Origin of the sequence: Paraburkholderia franconis (genome assembly GCF_009362735.1) — a bacterium.
GTDB classification, from domain to species: Bacteria; Pseudomonadota; Gammaproteobacteria; order Burkholderiales; family Burkholderiaceae; genus Paraburkholderia; species Paraburkholderia franconis.
This window is the reverse complement of sequence record NZ_WHNP01000001.1, coordinates 152,361-171,429: the sequence shown is the minus strand read 5'-3', so window position 1 is coordinate 171,429 and position 19,069 is coordinate 152,361. Positions and strand designations below refer to the sequence as shown.

Here is a 19,069-nt window from a genome sequence, read left to right as displayed (position 1 = left end):
CAAGCGGCTGTTTTTCGACCTCGGCATCCGCCCATCGATGGCCGCCGTGCGCGAGCTTACGCAAACGGGCAGCGCTAGCGACATACCAAAGGACATCGATAGCTTCTGGGAACGCATCCGCTCAGCATCGCGCGTACGAATCGGCGGCGGCGCCATTCCAAAGGCGCTCGAGGAGCGCGCGGGCGAGCTGCTTGGCGCGTTATTCGAAGACGCATTGGCGCATGCAAGGGCCTCGCTCGATGAAGAACGTCAGGAACTGAGAACGTTACTCGCGACCGCCGAGCGAGACTCGCATGAAGGCAAGATCCGACGCGAAGTTTCCCAAGAAGCCATTCAGCGCAGCGAAGCCCGTGCCGACGCTGCGTGGGAACGCGTACGCGTGCTTGAGAGTCAACTCGCCGCAGCCAATACCAACGGATCAGCTTATCAAGAAGGGCTGAAAGCGTCCGTTCGCCGGCTCGAAGCCGAAAACGAGTCGTTACACCGACGCCTGGACGTCGAGCAATCGGCGAATGCAGGATTGCGCGACCGTCTCGACACCCTGCAGGCAGAAATGCGCCAAAACACCGAGCACTATGCGCAACAGATCAAGGACGCGGTGGCGGAAGCCGAACGCCGCGTCAAGCCGATGCTTGTCGAACTCGACTCGTTGCGCACGATGGCCGCGACCTATCAGGCGGGTGTGCGCGATGCGAGCCGAAAGGAATTCGACTTCATTCAGCAACTCGCGGCCGCGAAAGCTCGGGGCGATCGGCTTGACGCTCAGTTGCGCGAACAGTCTGAGGAACTCGACCTCTTGACGCGCCAGATGGCTGCGTTGCGAGCTCAGCAGGGCATCAGCCCCGCCATTGCGGAATTGCTGTGTCAGCTGGCGGGCGCGGGAAGGTTGAGTGCCCGTGAACTCGAGTCGATCGGCACTGCCATCGACGGGCACGTCACAATCCCGCACCGTTGTCCGAAATGCGCTGAAGCTGAACCCGAACTGTCTCAGGTCGACGGTCGTTATGAGCTGCTTTGTCCCGAATGCGAGCATTCATCGGGGACGGGTAGCTCGCGGCTGACGGCCGTGACGCGCTTCATGTCGCCGGCACAAAGCGCTTCCTTGACCTGATCGGCTCGCTTTCAGCGCTCCCAAGGCGATCAAGGTGAGTTTTTGCGGGGCCGTCAAGGTGAAGGTTTACGGGATACGTCTAACCGCCGTCCCGCATGTCGTCGGCATTCGCAGGAGCTACGGCGGACGCTGCGAGCTGTCTTTCTTCGTCGAATTTCTGCTGTTCAGCCCAGTTTTTCCACGCGCGATGCAGCCGATTCGCGGATACGGCTTGGGCGAATCCTAGCCATTGCCCGACGACCTCTACTTCCACCCCACTTTCGAACAGGTCCGCTGCGAATGAGTTTCGCAGCGTGTGCGGGCTTGCGCGAGCCTCCCGCGAATGGCCGATTCCCGAAGCTTCCGTCAACGCGTCGACGGCTCGTAGCATGGTCGCCTTGTGCATCGGTCGCCCGGATGGCGATGCCGGGAAAACCAGATCGCCCGGCAATTCCGCCTGCTTACGTTCTTCGAGCCACGTGTTGAGGATCGACACGGCGAACGGCGCCAGGCGCGTCCGGCGCGTAAAAAGCGGGTTCGCCGCTTCGATCACGATCCACTGTGAGCCGGCCGTCACACAACCAAGCGGAAGTGTCCGCGCTTCGCCTGTCTTGATTCCGCCGCCGAGAAATACGGCGATCAGCGCGCGATCCCGACGCTCGCGCCAGCGTTGCGCCGGTGAAAGATGCGCGACGGGCGAAGAAAGATGCGCGATCAATGCCGACCGTTCCGCGCTCGTGAGAAATCCGGTCGGCTCGTTGTCGCGCGCGTTGCGCCATTCCGCTTCGCCATCCTGTGCAATGAAGCGCGCCGGGTTCGTGGATGCGAGCTCGATTTCGCGCACATGATCGAGCACACGTTCGATCAACCGCAAATAGCGGGCGCGCTGTGGTTTGCGTATAGAGAGTCCCGCAACGAATTCGGCAATCGAGCGCATGTCGACCGTCACAAGGTTTTTGTGCCGAGCCTGCAGCCATTCGAGGAAAAGTCCCCACTGCGCACGATAGACCTCCGCCGACGAATGGCGGAAATTCTGACTAGCGAGCCAGGCATCGAATGCGGTGCGCGGGTCGACGAGCCAGTCTCGACGTTGCTGATCGAACAGGTCCGTTGCCTCGGGCGATGGGCCGACGGAGCCAACGGGATCGGTTGAGGTCATAGTCTGTGCTTCCGTTAGTTGCGTGAAGCGATTGTAGTCGGTGACTTTACGCGCATAAACTCCCGGCACGGCCCCTCCTGACGTCGCAAAGTCGAAGCCGAATGCCCTTCACCCTCCCCAAGGCCGCCGGACACTTCCACTCGCCGCTCGCTGCGTCAGCATCTCGCCCTTCGACTTCTGCGCTTCGTCGTATGCCGCAACGGCAAACGCAAACACAGCCGGCAGCGCATTCGACTGCCCAAAGTCGACGGGATCATCCGTCTCTGGGAATTGAAAATCGGTTGGCCGTTGGAACAGCGCGAGCATGAACGGATCGTGCCGGCTGGCAAAACCGAGATCGGCGAGCGCTTCCGCTTCGACGGCATGCAGAAGACGCCAGGTAAGCGGCACCTGCTGCACGATGTAACGCCCAGCGATATGCCGGACGATATGCTCGAGGTCGCGCGCGGCCGTCTTGAAGCGCAGCGCCGCCAGATCCTGTTCTTGGTTGATGTTCATTTCTTCGGCTCCGTCAGTCGCGTATACTGTACAAACATACAGTATCGACCGCAACCGGCGTATTGCCGAAGAACGGGTCGTGCAGGTTTAACCGTGGATCACGACCAGCAAAGCCTTCGCCTCGCCCTTACCGGCGTTGCGAATCGCGTGCGGTTCGTCGGCGACGTAGCGCGCCGTATCTGCGGCCTTCAGACGTTTTGTCGTTCCCGCCGCGTCGATATCGATGACGCCGTGCAAAACCGTAAGATGTTCGCGCGTACCGGGCTCGTGAGCGCTCGACACCAATGCGCCGCCCGCCTGGAGCGTCAATTCATACCATTCGAACTTGCCCGCCAGCTCGATCGGCCCCCACACGCGCAACTGATATCTGGCGTCGTGGCCGCTCAGCGTCGGAATGTCATGCGGACCGGATACCGCGATCGGCTCCGGCGCTTTTTGCGGCGCGAATAGCGAATCCAGACTGACGCCGAGTGCATTCGTCAGCCGCCACGCGACGGCGATCGTCGGATTCGCCTTGTCGCGTTCGATTTCCGACAACATCGATTTCGACACGCCCGCTGCGCGCGACAGATCGTCGAGCGTCATCTTGCGTTCGCTGCGCAATCGTTGAATCTGCTCGCCGACGCGCGGCGGTGCCGCAGCCGTTTGCGCCGCGTTGACGGCTGTACCCGACGCCCCCCGGCGCATTCCCGAACTTGCCATTTCCAGACCTATCGTTTAGAGTTGTTCGACATATCGAACTTTAGTTCGGAAAAACGAAAATTTCCGATAAAAACCGATTGCCGACTATAACAGGCCGCCGCGTTGCCGCACATCGTGCGTTGGCGTAGCGTTGAAAAGCCGGCCATTCAAGGAGCCGTTTCATGCGTGACCCTTTCCTCGCGCATCTGCGCAAGACGCTCGACCAGATCCGCGCCGATGGTTTTCATAAGACCGAACGCGTGATTGCGAGCCCGCAATCGTCGGGCATTCGTCTCGACAACGGCGCCGATGTGCTGAACTTCTGCGCGAACAATTATCTTGGCCTCGCGAACGATGCGCGCCTGATCGCTGCCGCGAAAGAAGGGCTCGACGAGGACGGCTTCGGCATGGCGTCGGTGCGTTTCATTTGCGGCACGCAGACGGTTCACAAGGAACTCGAACGTGCGTTGTCCGCGTTCCTGAAGACGGACGACTGCATCCTCTACTCAAGCTGCTTCGATGCAAACGGCGGCCTGTTCGAAACGCTGCTCGACGACAACGACGCAATCATCAGCGACGAACTGAATCACGCGAGCATCATCGATGGCGTGCGGCTTTCGAAAGCGAAGCGCTACCGCTACAAGAACAACGATCTCATGGATCTCGAAGCGAGGCTGCGCGAAGCCGACGCGGCGGGCGCGCGCTTCAAGCTGATCGCGACAGACGGCGTCTTTTCGATGGACGGCATCATCGCCGACCTCGCAGGCATTTGCGATCTCGCGGACCGCTACGGCGCGCTCGTGATGGTCGACGATTCGCACGCCGTCGGCTTTATCGGAGAACACGGACGCGGCACGCCCGAGCATTGCGGCGTGATCGATCGCATCGACATCATCACGGGCACGCTGGGCAAAGCGTTGGGCGGCGCATCGGGTGGCTACGTCGCGGCGCGTCAGGAAATCGTCGATCTGCTGCGGCAGCGTTCGCGTCCGTATCTGTTTTCGAACACGCTCACGCCGAGCATCGCGGCCGCATCGCTGAAAGTGCTCGAACTGCTCGCGAGCGACGAAGGCAGGCAGTTGCGAGAACGCGTCCGTGAAAACGGCGCGCATTTTCGTCAGGCGATGAGCGCGCACGGCTTTACGCTCGTGCCGGGCGAACACCCGATCATTCCCGTGATGCTCGGCGACGCGCAACTCGCATCGAACATGGCCGATGCGCTGCTGAAAGAAGGCGTGTACGTGATCGGCTTTTCGTATCCCGTTGTGCCGAAAGGCCGCGCGCGCATTCGCACGCAGATGAGTGCCGCGCACACGGCGGAACAGATCGATCGTACCGTCGACGCGTTTGCGCGCGTAGGCCGTTCGCTTGGCGTGATCTGAAACGGGACATCAATAGCAATGAAAGCACTCGCAAAACTCGAACGCGCTCCGGGCCTCACATTGACCCGCGTGAAGAAGCCTGAAGTGGGTCACAACGATGTGATGATCCGCATCACCCGCACCGCGATTTGCGGCACCGACATCCACATCTGGAAGTGGGACGACTGGGCACAGAAAACGATTCCTGTGCCGATGCATGTCGGTCACGAGTACGTCGGCGAAATCGTCGAAATGGGCCAGGAAGTGCGCGGCTTTTCGATCGGCGATCGCGTCTCGGGCGAAGGACATATCACATGCGGCTTCTGTCGCAACTGTCGCGCGGGGCGCCGGCATCTGTGCCGCAACACGGTCGGCGTCGGTGTGAATCGCGAGGGCGCGTTTGCCGAATATCTCGTGATTCCCGCGTTCAACGCATTCAAGATTCCGCCTGAAATCTCCGACGATCTCGCCGCGATCTTCGATCCGTTCGGCAACGCGACACATACGGCGCTCTCGTTCAATCTCGTCGGCGAAGACGTGCTGATCACGGGCGCGGGACCGATCGGCATCATGGCCGTGGCGATCGCGAAGCATGTCGGCGCGCGCAACGTCGTGATCACCGACATCAACGATTACCGGCTCGACCTCGCGCGCAAGATGGGCGCGACGCGCGCAGTGAACGTGTCGCGCGAATCGCTGCGCGACGTGATGAGTGATCTGCGCATGACGGAAGGCTTTGACGTCGGCCTTGAAATGTCGGGCGTGCCGAGCGCGTTCACGTCGATGCTCGAAGCGATGAACCATGGCGGCAAGATTGCACTGCTCGGCATTCCGCCTGCGCAAACGGCGATCGACTGGACACAGGTCATCTTTAAAGGCCTCGAAATCAAGGGCATTTATGGCCGCGAGATGTTCGAGACCTGGTACAAGATGGTCGCGATGCTGCAAAGCGGACTCGATCTCTCGCCGATTCTCACGCATCGCTTTGCCGTCGACGATTACGAAGAAGCCTTCGCGACGATGCTGTCCGGCGAAAGCGGAAAAGTCATCCTCGACTGGACGGCATGATGAGCGCGCGCGCTCAGCTTGCGGGCGGACGCGCAGCCTCCGTCTGAATGACGACGTGAATATCATCGCCCACGGCGGGATACCACGTCGTCAGACCAAACTTCGAACGGCTGAACCGGCCGTCCGCCGAAAAGCCGAGCGTATCGGCTTTCGTCAGCGGATCGCGTCCGTAGCCGTTGAATGTCACATCGAGCGTGACCGGCTGCGTCACGCCGCGTATCGTCAGATCGCCCGTCAGCTTGCCGCGCGCATCGCCCGTGCGTTCGAAACGCGTGCTGACAAAACGGATCTGCGGATTGCGCTCGACATCGAGCATGTCCGGACCCTTCACCATCTTGTCCAGTAGCGCGACGTGCGTATCGATGCTCGCCGCTTCGATCGTCACCGTCACCTGGCTCTTGTCGAGCCCGCCTTCCTTCCAGTCGAGCTGACCCGCCACGCGATCGAACCGCATCGTGAAGCGCGTGTATTTGAGGTGGTCGACATCGAACGTGATGCTCGTGTGATGTGGATCGAGGTTGTACTGGCCGACGGGCACGCGCGCTTCCGTCGCCGTGACGGTATGCGTGACGACCTGCAGCGGCGTACACGCGCCCAACGTCGCGGCAAAGATAGCGGAAAACGCAGCGGCACAGAGAGGGCCACGCAAGGCCGCAAGCGCAGGACGGCGAAAAACGATGCTCATGACACTCATCCTTTTGAACGATTACCCGACACGATAATGCAAGCCGCGCGAACGCGCCGATAGCGGGCTGGACAACGCGCAGCGCACAAAAACTTGACGAGGGAGAATGATCGTTCTACCCTTCACGCATGACTACCTCCGATGACATCACCGCGAGCGCGCGCGAACGGCTGCTCGACGCAACGGAAGCCCTGATCTACGCGGGCGGCATTCACGCAACGGGTGTCGATGCGATCGTCCGGCAGTCGGGCACCGCGCGCAAAAGCTTCTACACGCACTTCGAATCGAAAGATGCGCTGGTGGCGGCTGCGCTCGAAAGGCGCGACGAACGCTGGATGACGTGGTTCAGCGAAAGCACGCTGCGCCGTGGCAAGTATCCGCGTGCGCGTCTGCTCGCGATGTTCGACGTATTGCGCGAATGGTTTGCGTCGGAATCGTTTCATGGCTGCGCGTTTCTCAATGCGTCGGGCGAGATCGCATCGCCTGACGATCCGATTCGCGTCGTCGCACGCGAGCACAAGGAGCGTCTGCTCGAATTCGTGCGCACGCAATGCGATGAATACGTTGCGTCGACAGGCGGCGACGGCCGGCGCGCGGCGCGACTGTCGCGTCAATGGCTGATCCTGATCGACGGCGCGATTGGCGTCGCGCTCGTGAGCGGCGACCCCGATGCGGCACTCGATGCGCGCGCGGCCGCCATGCATCTGCTCGATGCCGCAAGTGAAAGCACCCGTTCGCCGAACGGGCGAAGGTCCACCTGACGCAGTTCAACGAGGAAACATCATGGCCGAAATCGAAAGACGTCCGCCCGTTCCGCCGTTCACGCGCGAGACGGCCATCCAGAAAGTACGCGCCGCAGAAGACGCATGGAATACGCGCGAGCCGGAACGCGTGTCGCTCGCTTACACGCTGCAAAGCAAATGGCGCAACCGCTCGGAGTTCCCGACAGGGCGTGCCGAGATCGTTACGTTCTTGCAGCGCAAGTGGGCGAGGGAGCTCGACTACCGGCTGATCAAGGAACTGTGGGCGTTCACCGATAACCGCATCGCCGTGCGCTTCGCCTATGAGTGGCACGACGATTCGGGCAACTGGTTCCGTTCATATGGCAACGAGAACTGGGAGTTCGACGAGAACGGACTGATGGCTTATCGGCACGCGAGCATCAACGACAAGCCGATCCGCGAAGAAGAACGGCTGTATCGCTGGCCGCTCGGCCGTCGTCCGGACGATCATCCGGGGCTGTCGGATCTCGGCCTTTAAACCTTACGCATGTTGTCCGGGTGATTGCGCGTTCAACGCATTCACCTGGCTGTCATCGTTCTTTCGCTATCGTTGCCGTCTGCGGGCGCGTTGTCGTTCCGAGTGCGCACTCCACATCGAGATCATGGTCGTGGGGTACAGTGCGCGACTGGAAAGCAATTCGACACTCATTGCGACCTCGATGACGCCGGCGCACGTCCGGTTGCGGAGAACACATGTCGTTTGGAAAGATCAAGAACAAGATACGGCGTGCATGCGTGGCGGGTGTGATAGCAGGCATCGGTTTGATGGGGACATCGGGCGCGCGTGCAGCCGACTGGTGCAGCGGAGGCCTGTGGGTCGATGCGATGCTCGCCTCGTATCACATCAACCCGGACCCGGGCACGCACTTCGAACAGTTCAATCCAGGACTCGGCGTCGAATGCTGGCTCAACGGGCAATGGGCGCTGACGGGGGGCGGGTTTCGCAATTCGTTGAGCCGTCCGTCATGGTACGGCGGCGCCGTCTGGGCACCTGAGTTCGTGCACTGGGGCGTTATCCGCCTGGCTGCGATCGGCGGCGTCATCTCCGGCTACAACTATGGCAGCTGGGGCCTCGGCCACGATCACACGATCGGTCCTGTCATTGCGCCCATCGTGATGGTCGAATACAAACGCGTCGGCGCGAACTTCATCGTCGTTCCGCCGATTCCTTCCGACCGCCTCCCGTTCACGATCGGCTTTCAGGTGAAGATGAAGTTCTGAGCGTGCTTCTCTGAACGCGCGACTTGCGCGTTCGCGCGACTGAGGTGAGGCTTTACGGGACCAGCGCAGATGGTGATCGACAGACGCAACACGCGATTCACCTCAAGCGCAAAAACAACGCTAAAACAAGGGGTAAACCGTTCGGCACGCGTGCGCGAGCACACACAAAAAAAGTTGCGCATCGCTCCAAAGGTGAGCTTTTGCGGGGATCGAATCGCAAGGCGCCATACTCCCGAAAGCTCTCACCTTTGCGACACAACCGTGCGCGATCCACACACGCGACGATCACCGCAAGCGTGCCATCGCCCGTCATAATCGCAGGCAACGTGACCGATCGCATTAGCGAAGAGCGTCTATGAACGATTCGAAACTCGACTGGAGCGACGTGAGAATCTTCCTCGCGGTCGCTCGTTGCGGCACGCTGGGCGCGGCTGCGCGCCAACTCGGACAGACGCAGCCGACGATGGGCCGCCGCTTGCGCGCGCTCGAAGAAGCCGTCGGCCACACGCTCTTTCAACGCACGGCCGATGGCTTCGTGCTCACCGACGAAGGCCACGCCGTGCTCGTCTACGCCGAGCGCATGGAACAAGAAGCGCACGCGTTCATGCGATCGCTCGCGGGCAGCGAGCAGCAACTGTCGGGCGGACTGCGCGTCTCGTCATCGGACTGGTACGGCATTCATGTGCTCACGCCTGTGTTCGCGGCGTTTCTTGCGCGCCATCCGCAGATGTCGATCGAACTGATCACCGATTCGCGCCGCTACAACCTCGCGCGCCGCGAAGCCGATCTGGTGTTTCGCATCACGCCGTTCGACGAACCCGACATCATCCAGCGCAAGCTGATGCATATGGATTACGCGCTCTACGGACGCATGGATCTCGTCGCGCCCGTGCGCGGCGACGGCAAGGGCCAGTCGCTGATCACAATGGATACCGCGTTCGGCGAATTGCCCGACGTCGCGTGGATCAGGCAGATGCTGCCGAACGCGCACGTCGCCTACGCGAGCAACAACCGCGGCGCGCAGGCGCGCATGTGTGCCGAAGGGGGCGGCTTCGCAGTGCTGCCGTGTCCGCTCGGCGGCAACACGCCGGGCCTGCGCCGCATCGATCTCGGCGAAGCGCCGCCGGGCCGCGATGTATGGCTCGGCTATCATCGCGACCTGAAGCGTCTTGCACGTCTGCGTGCGCTGCTCGATCTCGTGATCGAACGGCTCGCGAACGTGTGAGCCGTCAGCGGCCCATCAATCCAACCATCAATCGATTTCGACGACAATCTTGCCACGCGCGGTGCGCTGCGTGATCGCATCGTATGCACGTTCGGCGGAGGCAAGATCGAAGCGGCGCGGATCAAGACGCGACGTGAGCTTGCCTTGCCCGGCAAGGCGCGACGCTTGCGCGAGCATCTCGCCATGATGCGCGCGATGCTTGCCCGTGAGCAGCGGATAAAGCGTGAACACGCCCGAGTACGTCGCCTCGCGAAACGACAGCGGCGCGAGCGCATGCGAGCCCCAGCCGAGCGCGCTCACCACATGGCCGAAATGCCTGACGGCTGCAAACGATGCATCGAGCGCCGCACCGCCGACGGTATCGACGACGAGATCGAATCCTTCGCCGTTCGTCAGTTCGTCGACGTACTGTTCGACGCTGCGCGCCGCGTAGTCGATCGGCGTCGCGCCGAATCGCGCGACGACATCGTGATCGCGCGCGCTTGCCGTCGCAAAGACGCGAGCGCCGAGCGCATGCGCAAGCTGCACCGACACATGCCCGACGCCGCCCGCTCCGCCTTGCACGAGCACGGTCTGACCCGCCCGCAGATGCGCGCGGTCGACGATGCCCGAGTACGACGTGATGAACGCGAGCGGCAACGCGGCGGCTTCGCGCATCGACAGACTGGATGGCTTGTGGGCGAGCAGTTGCGCATCGACGGCTGCGTATTGCGCGAGCGAACCCTGGATGCCGCCGACGCCGCCCGTCATTCCGTACACCTCGTCGCCCGTCTTGAACGCAGTCACGTCCGCGCCGACCGCGACGACCACGCCCGCGAGATCGATGCCGAGCACGAGCGGCAACGGATGGCACGCATGCGCTGCATTGCCCGCGCGGATCTTCGTATCGAGCGGATTCAGACCGCTTGCGTTGATCCGCACCAGCACCTGGCCGCGCGCGGGCTCGGGGATGGGCAGCGTCACTCGTTCGAGCGGACCGTTGTACTGGTTGAGCACGAGGGCTTGCATGGACATGATGGGCTCCTGCCGTTAGATGAATGTTGCTGACGCGAGACATCATCGGCCAACCCGGAACCCTGGTAAATCAACGATTTAGCACGACGGCCAAACGGAAATGCACGACGTCGAAAGACTGCGCGCGTTGCATCGGCACTCGCCGGCTCCTTACCTGGGTCTGCGAATGGAACGCAAGTCCGATGAAGCGCATGCCGTTAAGGTGAGAAGATTCGGGAGTGAGCCGAAAGCGCTTCGAGCACGCACCGATGCCAATCCCAACCCCTTGTTCCATAAGGCTTTGCGGACAGCATCACGAGCGCGTTGAAGCGCGCCGAGCGGCGATAGGTGAGAGTTTGCGGGACTAACGAAAAGTGACGCCGGCAAACTCACGCCGGCTCACCTTCGCTTCATTGCGCATTACATCAGACAAGACCGCTGACGTTTCTACCGTCGCGATGCGACAGCACATCGGCGAGCCGTTCCATCGACACAGGCTTTGTCAGGTGATAGTCGAAGCCTGCCGCGAGCGCGCGCGACTTGTCCGACTCCGACGAGTAGCCCGTCAGTGCGATCAGGAACATATGCGCGAGCTCCCGGTTCGAGCGGATCGTGCGCGCCACTTCGAAGCCGTCCATCTCCGGCATGCCGATATCGATGATGCCGACTTCCGGCATCTCTTTCGCCGCGACCCGCACCGCTTCGCGTCCGCCGCGCGCGACGATCACGTCGTGGCCTTCGAGTTCGAGCAGCAGGTGCAGCGCGTCGAGCGCATCGGCATTGTCGTCGACGAGCAGAATGCGGCTCGGCGCGGTGCTCGTCACAATCGGCAGATCCGGTGCGAGTCCGGGCTCGCGATCGAGAATCGGCAGACGCAGCGACACGATCGTCCCGCGCCCGACGCCCAGGCTGTCGAGAGCAATCGTGCCGTCGTGCAGTTCGACGAGCCGCTTCGCGACCGCGAGCCCGATGCCGAGGCCGCCTTCGGAGCGGCGCATGCTCAACGGCGATTGCGCGAACAGTTCGAACACATGCGCGAGCGCGTCGGCACTCATGCCGACGCCGTTGTCCTCGATGACGATCGACACGATGCCGCCGCGTTCGGGATCGATGACCGGGCTATCCGTATCGACCTGCACGCGCAGCCGCAGCGTGCCGCCCGCAGGCGTGTACTTCGCGGCGTTCGACAGCAGATTGCCGACCACCTGGCTGAGCCGCACATGATCGGCGCGCACATAAACGGGCTCGTCGAGTCCTTCGATCACGAGTCGATGCTTGCGCGCGTCGATGTGATGCTTGAGCGCCGTCACCGCGTCATACACGATCTCGTTCAGCGACGTGCGGCTGTACTTGATCGCGAGCTTGCCGTGGCGCAGCCGCGCGGCATCGAGCAGATCGTCGACGAGCGTGCGCAGCTGACGCATCTGCCGCTGCGCGATTGCGAGCACTTCGTTAGCGGGCTTCTCGCCCGCGCACAGCACCTTGAGCGCGGCGATCGAGCTGTCGATGGGCGCCATCGGATTGCGCAGCTCGTGGCCGAGCATCGCGATGAATTCGTCGCGCCGGCTCGCTGCATCTTCGAGCGCGCGTCGCGCCTGTTGCGCGGCGGCCGCTTCCGCTTCGGCCGCCTGTTGCGCATCGAGCAGCGTCAGGGCCGCGCCCGCGAGCACGGCGAGATTGCCGAGCAGACGCACGTCCTCGCGATCGAACCGATGGTCGTCGTGCGAGGCAACCCAGATCGCGCCCAGCTGTTTCGAGTCGGCGCTGCGTGCGGGAATCGGCGTAATGATGCCTTCCGTCATCGTCGCGCCGGCTTCGCCCAGGCTCGTGAAGTACCGCTGCGGATCGACGAAGAGCTGCGGCGCGCCGAGTTGCAGCGTCATGCCGCAAGGGCATTCGGCCCACGCCGTCGTCTGGCCTTCGAGGCCCGCGCAAGCCCCCGCGACCGCACGCCAGCGGAATACGGCATCGCCTTCGCTCGTCGTTTCGAGCAGGCTGATGCCGGCGCTGCCCGCGCGGCACGATGCGAGCGCGGCATCGGCGATGGCTTGCAGCAGCGTGTCGCGGCGTCCCGTCTGCGCGCCTGCAACCGTGACCAGCGTTCGTACTTCTGCGGCATGGTCGGGCGCGCGCGCGGGGCGTTCGCTGAGGTCGCCGGTACGCAGTACGCCCGCGCGGCGGGCGCTTTCGATGCCGTCGCTCATGGTGCTGGAAGAGTAATGGTTAGCGACGGTCAGATCCACTCGTCGGGGTCCGTAGCCGGCGTCGATACGCTCGTGTGAAGTGGCCGGCGAGCCGGCAAAACGCCGGCCCGACCGTTACCGAAGTATAGGCGTTGCGCCCACACAGGTGCCCGGATTTCGTGGGGTTGGCAACGTTTGACGCCGACTGGCTCCATGCAGGAGGATGAGGCTTCACCTGATGGAGGACACGATGAGTCACGAGTCCCAGCAGCAAATCCATGAAGGCGGTTGCGCATGCGGCGCAGTGCGGTTTCGCGCTGTGGGCGCGCCGATACGGGTCGGGATGTGTCATTGCATGACATGTCGGCGCGTACACGGATCGGCGTTCGGTTCGTATGCGATTTTCCGCCGTGACGCCGTCGCATTTACGGGCAGCACGCGCGAATGGCGAAGCTCCGAGCAGGGGCGGCGTCACTTCTGCCCGGCGTGCGGATCGGTCGCGTTCATGATGTACGCGGATCGCGACGAAATTGACGTGCCGCTTGGCGCGTTCGACGAGACGGGCCTGTTCGAGCCGGCCTACGAACTTTGGTGCATTCGCAAGGAGCCGTGGCTGCCGCGCGGCGTGCGTCCGGAGTACGACGCGGAGCGTACGCGGTAGCGCTCGCGTTTCGCGTTTCGCGTAAGAGATAAGAAAGCTGGAAGGCGCTGGAAAGAGTGCTGGAAAGAAAAAAGCGCCGCCGGCTGGGCTCGCTCGCCGAAGCCGTCGGCGCGTCGCGCGGGCCGATCGCTCCGCCCGCGTCTCGAGCAAACGATGCGAGCCTACTTCTCGCTCTTCTTCGGAATCTTCGCGCCGGACTTGCGCGCCTGATTCAGCGCAATCGCGACGGACTGCTTCTGCGATTTGCCCGCCTTCTTTTCCGTCTTGATGTTGTGCGAGACGGTTTCCTTCGATGTGCCTCTCTTCAGTGGCATGGCGTTCTCCTTTCGGTCGATGCGGCAAACGCGCAGCCGTTTCGCTGCGACTTCACACGTATTCGAGCATGCATCGTTCCCGGCAGGCGCGTGCGCCGCTCGCGCTGGCGATCGCGCATTACATATGAACGTGCATGGGAATCTGCGCATCCGGTGCCGCCGCAAGCGCAGCCGCAAAGCCAGTCGCAAGCGCCGTCGAGACGCACCGCCGACAAAGCGGAACGTGGATTGCTGAACGTTTCCGGACAGGTTAGACGAAGGAGCATGTCGTGAACACGGTTTCCATTGCAGGTGGCGCGGCGGCGGCAATCTTTGCCGGTGCGCCCGTCGCCGCGCCGGTGGTCGCGCCCGTCGCCGCGCCGGTGGTCGAGTACGCGCAGACAGACTCGCATCCCGCGACGCAGAGCGACAAATCGATGTCGACGCCAGGCGTCACTTCCGGCGAACTGAAGACGCCGCAGCCCCAGCAGTCGTCGACGCCCGGCATGACGGGTGCGGCCGCATCCGATACGGGCGTTCCCAATCCGGGCCGCGCCCGCGGCGATCAGCGCTTGCCGGGCATCGGCAAGCCGGGCGGCGGCGCCAATGTGCATTGATGCCGACAGCGCATCGACGCCGCGAGCAGCAGTACAGCATGAACCGACCCGCAATGTGCGCGCCCCGCACTTGTCACGCGAGGTCACGCGAGACATTGCGCCATTTCAACCGATATGCCGGCAACAACCCGAGACCGGCATTCAACCTGGAGTTGCAAGATGACAAGGCCACGGATGATTTTCCCGAAAGCACGCGATACTGTGGCCTCGAAACCCGAGTCGCCGGACGATTATCAGATCTACGCCACCTACCGCCGCACGACGGAAGGGTCGTACATGGGGCAGTTGAAGGTCGTGCGCAAAACCGACGGGCGGCTGCTGTTCCCTTTTGCGGGCGCGCCCGATATCGGGCCGTTCATCGACGGCGATCAGGCGCGCGAGGCCGCGCAGCGCCACGGCGAAACGGTCGTGAGGTCGGACCTCGACAACCCCGAGCCTTGACGCCATTCGTGCTGGCGAGCGGGCGCTTCGACATCTCGCCGATCAGAAAAACGGCCGCTGCCGCGCGTGTCGTTTCGCCGGCAGCCGTTCGCGTTCGGTGCCTATAATCGCGCGACGATTTCAATGCGTCGTGCTGCACGGCGCGCGGACAACGGAGAGACGCGATGAAGCGGAATAGCGCAATGGTGATCGGCGTGGGCGCCGAACTCGGTCTGGGCGCGGCGCTGTGCAGGAAGATCGCGGCGAACGGATACCACGTGATCGTCGCGGGCCGCACGCAGGCGAAGCTCGATGCCGTGACGAAACACATCGCGAGCCGCGGCGAATCGGCGGAATCGTTCATGATGGACGGCGCATCGGAAGCCGACGTCATGCGTCTGTTCGACAAGGCCATGTCGCCGCCCGACGATATCGACGTGCCTTCGCTCATCGTCTACAACGTCGGCAATAACCGCTACGTGCCGTTTCGCGACCTGACGCAACAGCAGATGGAGGACTTTCTTCGCTCGGGTCCCGTCGGCGGCTTTCTGGTTGGACGCGAGGCAGCGCGGCGGCTCGCGCCGCTCGGACGCGGCACGGTGATCTTCACGGGCGCATCGGCAAGTCTGCGCGGCAAGCCCGGTTTCGCACACTTCGCGGCGGCAAAAGCAGGGCTGCGGATGGTCGCGCAAAGCATGGCGCGCGAGTTCGGACCGCTCGGGCTGCATGTCGCGCATGTGGTGATCGACGGCGGCATCGACGGCGAGCGTCTGCGCAGCGCACGTCCGCAGGTGGCGAACGAGCGCGGCGAGAACGGGCTGCTGAATGTCGATGCGATCGCCGAGGCGTACTGGCAGATCCATCTTCAGCACCCGTCCGCGTGGACGCACGAGATCGATCTGCGGCCGTTCAAGGAGCCGTTCTAAGCGTTTGAACGCATGCGCTGAGCTTGACGCTAACCTGCACCCATGCGGCTTTGGTCGACGAACGTTTCCGTCGCGTCGTCGATCTTGCGGCCCTTGCGTCCCGTCGGGCCGTGCACGTAAAGCACCTTGACGTTGCTTTGTTCGGGCGTCTGCGCGGGCGGCGGCGTCATCTCGTAGCGCACTTCGCGCGCATGGTCGCGCAGTTGCAGATTCGGATTGAACACCGAGTTGAAGCGCCACAGCATCCGCACGAAATTCGTTTGTCCGCGTATCAGCAGCGAAGCCGCTTCACCCGCGGCACGATAGAGCGCGCCCCAGCCGAGATGCTTGCGATTGAGCACCTGCTGCGTGCGCACCAGTTCGCCGTAGAACTCGGGTAGCGGCAGCTTTGTCGGCAGCACGGCGTGCTGGATGTCGTAGAGCCGGTAATCGAGGCTCGTCAGACGGCGCTGTTCGCGCAGCCAGATTTCCGTGCCCGGATACGGCGTGTTCACGCTGATGTTCACGATCTCCGGAATCTCCAGACACCATTGCCGGATCGTCTCGAACCGCTCGTGGTCCCAGTCGGGATCGGCGATCAGATTGACCGCGACCGTGATGCCGAGCGAGCGCGCAAACCGGAGCGCTTCAAAATTCCTGTCGACGTCGATGCGCTTGCGAAACGCCTTGAGCCCTTCGGCATCGACCGCTTCGAGGCCGATGAACATGTATTGCAGACCGAGCCCGCGCCAACGCTCGAAGACTTCCTTGTTGCGCAAGAGCACGTCGCCGCGCGTCTCCAGATAGTATTTCTTGCGGATGCCGCGCCGTTCCACTTCGCGCGCGATCGCCATGCCGTGATCCGCATGCACGAACGCAACATCGTCGACGATGAACACACCCGGCTCGCGGATCGACGCCAGTTCGTCGGCCACGACTTCCGGGCTGCGCGAACGATAGCTGCGGCCATAGAACGTCCACGCGCTGCAGAACGTGCAATCCCACGGACAGCCGCGCGCAAACTCGATCGATGCGCACGGGTCGAGCACGCCGATGAAATACTTGCGCCGGTGCCGCAGCAGATCGCGCGCCGGGCGAATGTGATCGAGGCTTTCCGTGAAGCCGGGCGGCGGTCCTTCGCCTTCGCGCGTGACGACGCCCGGAATCCGCAAGAGATCGTCCTTGCGCGCAACGGCATCGAGCAGCTCGACGACCTTCGCTTCGCCTTCGCCCTTCAGCACGCAATCGATCGCGCCGTCCGCGTGCCTGAGCATGTCCTTCGCCGTGAACGACGCGCTATGCCCGCCGACGAACACGAAGCACGCCGGCTGCTGCGCCTTGACGGCTTTCGACAGATCGACGATCTCGGGAATGTTGGCGAGATAGTTGGCGGAAAAGCAGACCACGTCGGGACGCCACGTGCGCATCAGCTTGTACAGATCGCGATGCGTTTCGACCTGCAGGTCGATCAGGCGGATATCGTGTCCGGCTTCGCGTATCACGGCTGCGACGGTTTCGAGTCCGAGCGGTTCGAGCCGCAGATACACGCGCGTGTACATCAGGCCACTTGGGTGAACAGCGAGCACCTTCATGAGATCTCCCTGGCGAAGGCGCGCCGCGAGCTATCGCGTGACGTGCCGTGCTGTCGTGCTGGTATCCCTGGCATGGGTCGACTGCCGAGCCTGTGCGTCCTGCCGGACCTCACCGCGAAGGCTCCATCCGATTCTACTGTTCATCGCTTCAGGCTGCTCGCAAGCGGGCGCGTTGGCTTGAAGGTGAGGGTTTTCGGGAGCGCGTGACACATGTTGCATCGCTGGCGCGTCGGCGATGCAGCACGCGCATCGCCGGGTCGTGTGCTCATTGCGCCGGATGCCGCCAGTCGTCCCACACGTCGCGCGCGCGTTGCGCGATACGCTTCCACGGTGGATCGGCGAACAGGATGAGCGCGCCGAGCGCGAGGCATCCGCAGACGAGGAACGTTCCGCGATAGCCAAGGCCCGCGACGAGCACACCCGACAGCACGCCCGACAGAATCGAGCCGACCCGCGACGCGTTGAAGAACAACGCCGTGGCCGCGCCCGGCGAGCGCGGCATCAAATCCTGCATGTACGTCATGCCGAGACACGACGTGACGGCCACGACGAACGCATTGAACGCCTGCATCGGAATCAGCACGTTGACCGTGCCCGCTGCCGCGACGGCAATGAAATACACGACATGCACGGCCGCGCAGGCCGCGAGCCAGTTCAGCTTGTTGAGCGTGGAGCCGCGCGCGCCGAGCGCGAGCATCATCGGAATTTCGAGGAACGCGCCGAGGCCGAGCATGATCGACACGTCGAGCCGCGTGCCCTTCAAGCCGTGCACGACATAAAGCGGCAGCACGATCATCGTCGCGTTGGCGGCGAGACCGATCAAGGTCAGCGCGACGATGGAGCGCCAGATTTGCCGCCGCGTGCCGGGCGCGTGGGGCGGCGAGGGCGGAGGCGCTTCGGCGGGCTCGGGCGTCGTCACTTCGAGCGACGAGGCGGGGTCGCCCGCGTAGTGGGTCGGCGCGCTGTGCGGATCGCCTGCGGGCGATTCGCGCATGCGCCATACGATCGCGCCGCATGCGGCGAAGGACGCGGCGGCGAACAGAAAGAGCCCATAGAAGCCCGCGCCCGCGAGCACGAGCGCGCCCACGGACGGACCGAACACCCACGCCATCGACAGCACCGTGCGCAGCGTCGCCAGCGCAAACGCGCGCTCCGCTTCGTCGCGCACGGGCAGCGCGGCGCGTGCGAACGAGAACACCAGCGACATCGACGAGCCGCCCGCGCCGAGAAACGCGACGCCGATAGCGAGCAGCGCTGCATAGTTGCGCACGAAACAAAGCAGCAGAAAGCCGAGCGATGCGGCGATCAACGCCGCGAGCAGCAACCCGCGATGATGTCCATGCCTGTCGGACCACTTGCCGGCCCACGCGCTTGCGATGACGCCGCTCGCTGCGATCAGCGTCATGAACAGACCCAGCTTCAACGGCGTCATGCCCGCCTGCTCGACGCCGAACAGCGACAGATACGGCGCGGTGAACGACATCGCGATGCCCAGCATCAGCGTCGCGCTGGCAAGCGGCATGAAGGAATGGATGCGCGTGAGTCGGCCGAAGCGGGAGTTCATCGAGGGCGCGTGTTCGAACTGTGGGATGCGCGCGCGAGCGGGAACGCGGCAAGGAAGAGGCATTGTCGAAC

20 protein-coding genes are annotated in these 19,069 nt (G+C 63.3%); 11 read left to right on the top strand and 9 right to left on the bottom strand.

Annotation, left to right across the window (positions count from 1 at the left end):
- The first annotated feature begins 37 nt into the window (after nt 1-37).
- Nucleotides 38-1,111, top strand: a complete 1,074-nt coding sequence (locus GCT13_RS00770) for a DNA-binding protein (protein ID WP_321574123.1) — start codon at nt 38-40, stop codon at nt 1,109-1,111.
- A gap of 79 nt (nt 1,112-1,190) precedes the next feature.
- Here GCT13_RS00770 and GCT13_RS00765 read toward each other — a convergent pair whose 3' ends face one another.
- The 3 genes from GCT13_RS00765 to GCT13_RS00755 all read right to left on the bottom strand — a co-directional run bounded on the left by GCT13_RS00765 (nt 1,191) and on the right by GCT13_RS00755 (nt 3,449).
- Nucleotides 1,191-2,249: a tyrosine-type recombinase/integrase gene (locus tag GCT13_RS00765; RefSeq protein ID WP_152754873.1), complete on the bottom strand. Its 1,059-nt coding sequence runs from the start codon at nt 2,247-2,249 to the stop codon at nt 1,191-1,193.
- Between the two features lie 108 nt (nt 2,250-2,357).
- Nucleotides 2,358-2,747 carry a DUF2471 family protein gene (locus GCT13_RS00760; RefSeq protein ID WP_152754872.1) on the bottom strand — a complete coding sequence of 130 codons (390 nt, stop codon included), beginning with the start codon at nt 2,745-2,747 and terminating at the stop codon, nt 2,358-2,360.
- Nucleotides 2,748-2,834: 87 nt separating this feature from the next.
- Nucleotides 2,835-3,449: a helix-turn-helix domain-containing protein gene (locus GCT13_RS00755; protein ID WP_152754871.1), complete on the bottom strand. Its 615-nt coding sequence runs from the start codon at nt 3,447-3,449 to the stop codon at nt 2,835-2,837.
- Between the two features lie 161 nt (nt 3,450-3,610).
- On the opposite strand from GCT13_RS00755, the gene GCT13_RS00750 reads away from it, so the two are divergent.
- On the top strand, nt 3,611-4,810 hold the full coding sequence (locus GCT13_RS00750; protein ID WP_152754870.1) for a glycine C-acetyltransferase: 1,200 nt from the start codon (nt 3,611-3,613) through the stop codon (nt 4,808-4,810).
- A gap of 18 nt (nt 4,811-4,828) precedes the next feature.
- Entirely contained in the window at nt 4,829-5,857 is a 1,029-nt protein-coding gene (gene tdh / locus GCT13_RS00745; protein ID WP_090863727.1) for an L-threonine 3-dehydrogenase, read from the top strand.
- A 13-nt stretch (nt 5,858-5,870) separates the two neighbouring features.
- Here tdh and GCT13_RS00740 read toward each other — a convergent pair whose 3' ends face one another.
- On the bottom strand, nt 5,871-6,542 hold the full coding sequence (locus tag GCT13_RS00740; protein WP_227746684.1) for a YceI family protein: 672 nt from the start codon (nt 6,540-6,542) through the stop codon (nt 5,871-5,873).
- Between the two features lie 128 nt (nt 6,543-6,670).
- Between GCT13_RS00740 and GCT13_RS00735 the strand changes: the two genes are divergently transcribed.
- From GCT13_RS00735 to GCT13_RS00720, 4 genes are all read left to right on the top strand, one after another.
- The gene (locus GCT13_RS00735; RefSeq protein WP_152754869.1) at nt 6,671-7,303 is read left to right on the top strand and encodes a TetR/AcrR family transcriptional regulator; all 633 of its coding nucleotides are present in this window, start codon (nt 6,671-6,673) and stop codon (nt 7,301-7,303) included.
- 22 nt (nt 7,304-7,325) lie between these two features.
- Nucleotides 7,326-7,802, top strand: a complete 477-nt coding sequence (locus tag GCT13_RS00730) for a nuclear transport factor 2 family protein (RefSeq protein WP_152754868.1) — start codon at nt 7,326-7,328, stop codon at nt 7,800-7,802.
- Between the two features lie 215 nt (nt 7,803-8,017).
- Nucleotides 8,018-8,545, top strand: coding sequence for a hypothetical protein (locus tag GCT13_RS00725; protein ID WP_152754867.1), 528 nt, complete (start codon nt 8,018-8,020; stop codon nt 8,543-8,545).
- 355 nt (nt 8,546-8,900) lie between these two features.
- Nucleotides 8,901-9,770 carry a LysR family transcriptional regulator gene (locus GCT13_RS00720; protein WP_152754866.1) on the top strand — a complete coding sequence of 290 codons (870 nt, stop codon included), beginning with the start codon at nt 8,901-8,903 and terminating at the stop codon, nt 9,768-9,770.
- 27 nt (nt 9,771-9,797) lie between these two features.
- Here the strand turns inward: GCT13_RS00720 and GCT13_RS00715 are convergent, their stop codons facing one another.
- Entirely contained in the window at nt 9,798-10,784 is a 987-nt protein-coding gene (locus tag GCT13_RS00715; protein WP_152754865.1) for a zinc-dependent alcohol dehydrogenase family protein, read from the bottom strand.
- A 404-nt stretch (nt 10,785-11,188) separates the two neighbouring features.
- Nucleotides 11,189-12,967, bottom strand: coding sequence for a hybrid sensor histidine kinase/response regulator (locus tag GCT13_RS00710; protein WP_152755054.1), 1,779 nt, complete (start codon nt 12,965-12,967; stop codon nt 11,189-11,191).
- A gap of 229 nt (nt 12,968-13,196) precedes the next feature.
- On the opposite strand from GCT13_RS00710, the gene GCT13_RS00705 reads away from it, so the two are divergent.
- Complete coding sequence (locus tag GCT13_RS00705) at nt 13,197-13,607, top strand: GFA family protein (protein ID WP_152754864.1); 411 nt, start codon at nt 13,197-13,199, stop codon at nt 13,605-13,607.
- A gap of 161 nt (nt 13,608-13,768) precedes the next feature.
- Here the strand turns inward: GCT13_RS00705 and GCT13_RS48110 are convergent, their stop codons facing one another.
- Nucleotides 13,769-13,921, bottom strand: coding sequence for a DUF6496 domain-containing protein (locus tag GCT13_RS48110; protein WP_177200307.1), 153 nt, complete (start codon nt 13,919-13,921; stop codon nt 13,769-13,771).
- 269 nt (nt 13,922-14,190) lie between these two features.
- Here GCT13_RS48110 and GCT13_RS00700 point away from each other — a divergent pair, with 269 nt between their 5' ends.
- The 3 genes from GCT13_RS00700 to GCT13_RS00690 all read left to right on the top strand — a co-directional run bounded on the left by GCT13_RS00700 (nt 14,191) and on the right by GCT13_RS00690 (nt 15,863).
- Nucleotides 14,191-14,517, top strand: a complete 327-nt coding sequence (locus tag GCT13_RS00700) for a hypothetical protein (RefSeq protein WP_152754863.1) — start codon at nt 14,191-14,193, stop codon at nt 14,515-14,517.
- A gap of 159 nt (nt 14,518-14,676) precedes the next feature.
- On the top strand, nt 14,677-14,958 hold the full coding sequence (locus GCT13_RS00695) for a DUF6723 family protein (RefSeq protein WP_090863711.1): 282 nt from the start codon (nt 14,677-14,679) through the stop codon (nt 14,956-14,958).
- Between the two features lie 164 nt (nt 14,959-15,122).
- A complete protein-coding gene (locus GCT13_RS00690; RefSeq protein ID WP_152754862.1) occupies nt 15,123-15,863 on the top strand; it encodes an SDR family NAD(P)-dependent oxidoreductase in 741 nt (246 codons plus the stop codon).
- Nucleotides 15,864-15,892: 29 nt separating this feature from the next.
- On the opposite strand, the gene hpnR is transcribed toward GCT13_RS00690, so the two are convergent.
- Together hpnR and GCT13_RS00680 are read right to left on the bottom strand one after the other, a co-directional pair.
- Complete coding sequence (gene hpnR / locus GCT13_RS00685; protein ID WP_152754861.1) at nt 15,893-17,434, bottom strand: hopanoid C-3 methylase HpnR; 1,542 nt, start codon at nt 17,432-17,434, stop codon at nt 15,893-15,895.
- Between the two features lie 265 nt (nt 17,435-17,699).
- Nucleotides 17,700-18,998 carry a sugar efflux transporter gene (locus GCT13_RS00680; RefSeq protein WP_152754860.1) on the bottom strand — a complete coding sequence of 433 codons (1,299 nt, stop codon included), beginning with the start codon at nt 18,996-18,998 and terminating at the stop codon, nt 17,700-17,702.
- Nucleotides 18,999-19,069 lie beyond the last annotated feature (71 nt).

Excerpts from the sequence above, each read along its gene's own strand:
- GCT13_RS00695 (WP_090863711.1), top strand. The coding sequence starts at position 14,677 with ATGACAAGGCCACGGATGATTTTCCCGAAAGCACGCGATACTGTGGCC.
- hpnR (WP_152754861.1), bottom strand. The coding sequence starts at position 17,434 with ATGAAGGTGCTCGCTGTTCACCCAAGTGGCCTGATGTACACGCGCGTG.
- GCT13_RS00720 (WP_152754866.1), top strand. The coding sequence starts at position 8,901 with ATGAACGATTCGAAACTCGACTGGAGCGACGTGAGAATCTTCCTCGCG.
- GCT13_RS48110 (WP_177200307.1), bottom strand. The coding sequence starts at position 13,921 with ATGCCACTGAAGAGAGGCACATCGAAGGAAACCGTCTCGCACAACATC.
- GCT13_RS00710 (WP_152755054.1), bottom strand. The coding sequence starts at position 12,967 with ATGAGCGACGGCATCGAAAGCGCCCGCCGCGCGGGCGTACTGCGTACC.
- GCT13_RS00750 (WP_152754870.1), top strand. The coding sequence starts at position 3,611 with ATGCGTGACCCTTTCCTCGCGCATCTGCGCAAGACGCTCGACCAGATC.
- GCT13_RS00740 (WP_227746684.1), bottom strand. The coding sequence starts at position 6,542 with ATGAGCATCGTTTTTCGCCGTCCTGCGCTTGCGGCCTTGCGTGGCCCT.
- GCT13_RS00730 (WP_152754868.1), top strand. The coding sequence starts at position 7,326 with ATGGCCGAAATCGAAAGACGTCCGCCCGTTCCGCCGTTCACGCGCGAG.
- GCT13_RS00770 (WP_321574123.1), top strand. The coding sequence starts at position 38 with ATGGCCGCCGTGCGCGAGCTTACGCAAACGGGCAGCGCTAGCGACATA.
- GCT13_RS00765 (WP_152754873.1), bottom strand. The coding sequence starts at position 2,249 with ATGACCTCAACCGATCCCGTTGGCTCCGTCGGCCCATCGCCCGAGGCA.
- GCT13_RS00760 (WP_152754872.1), bottom strand. The coding sequence starts at position 2,747 with ATGAACATCAACCAAGAACAGGATCTGGCGGCGCTGCGCTTCAAGACG.
- tdh (WP_090863727.1), top strand. The coding sequence starts at position 4,829 with ATGAAAGCACTCGCAAAACTCGAACGCGCTCCGGGCCTCACATTGACC.
- GCT13_RS00705 (WP_152754864.1), top strand. The coding sequence starts at position 13,197 with ATGAGTCACGAGTCCCAGCAGCAAATCCATGAAGGCGGTTGCGCATGC.
- GCT13_RS00690 (WP_152754862.1), top strand. The coding sequence starts at position 15,123 with ATGAAGCGGAATAGCGCAATGGTGATCGGCGTGGGCGCCGAACTCGGT.
- GCT13_RS00735 (WP_152754869.1), top strand. The coding sequence starts at position 6,671 with ATGACTACCTCCGATGACATCACCGCGAGCGCGCGCGAACGGCTGCTC.
- GCT13_RS00755 (WP_152754871.1), bottom strand. The coding sequence starts at position 3,449 with ATGGCAAGTTCGGGAATGCGCCGGGGGGCGTCGGGTACAGCCGTCAAC.
- GCT13_RS00715 (WP_152754865.1), bottom strand. The coding sequence starts at position 10,784 with ATGTCCATGCAAGCCCTCGTGCTCAACCAGTACAACGGTCCGCTCGAA.
- GCT13_RS00725 (WP_152754867.1), top strand. The coding sequence starts at position 8,018 with ATGTCGTTTGGAAAGATCAAGAACAAGATACGGCGTGCATGCGTGGCG.
- GCT13_RS00680 (WP_152754860.1), bottom strand. The coding sequence starts at position 18,998 with ATGAACTCCCGCTTCGGCCGACTCACGCGCATCCATTCCTTCATGCCG.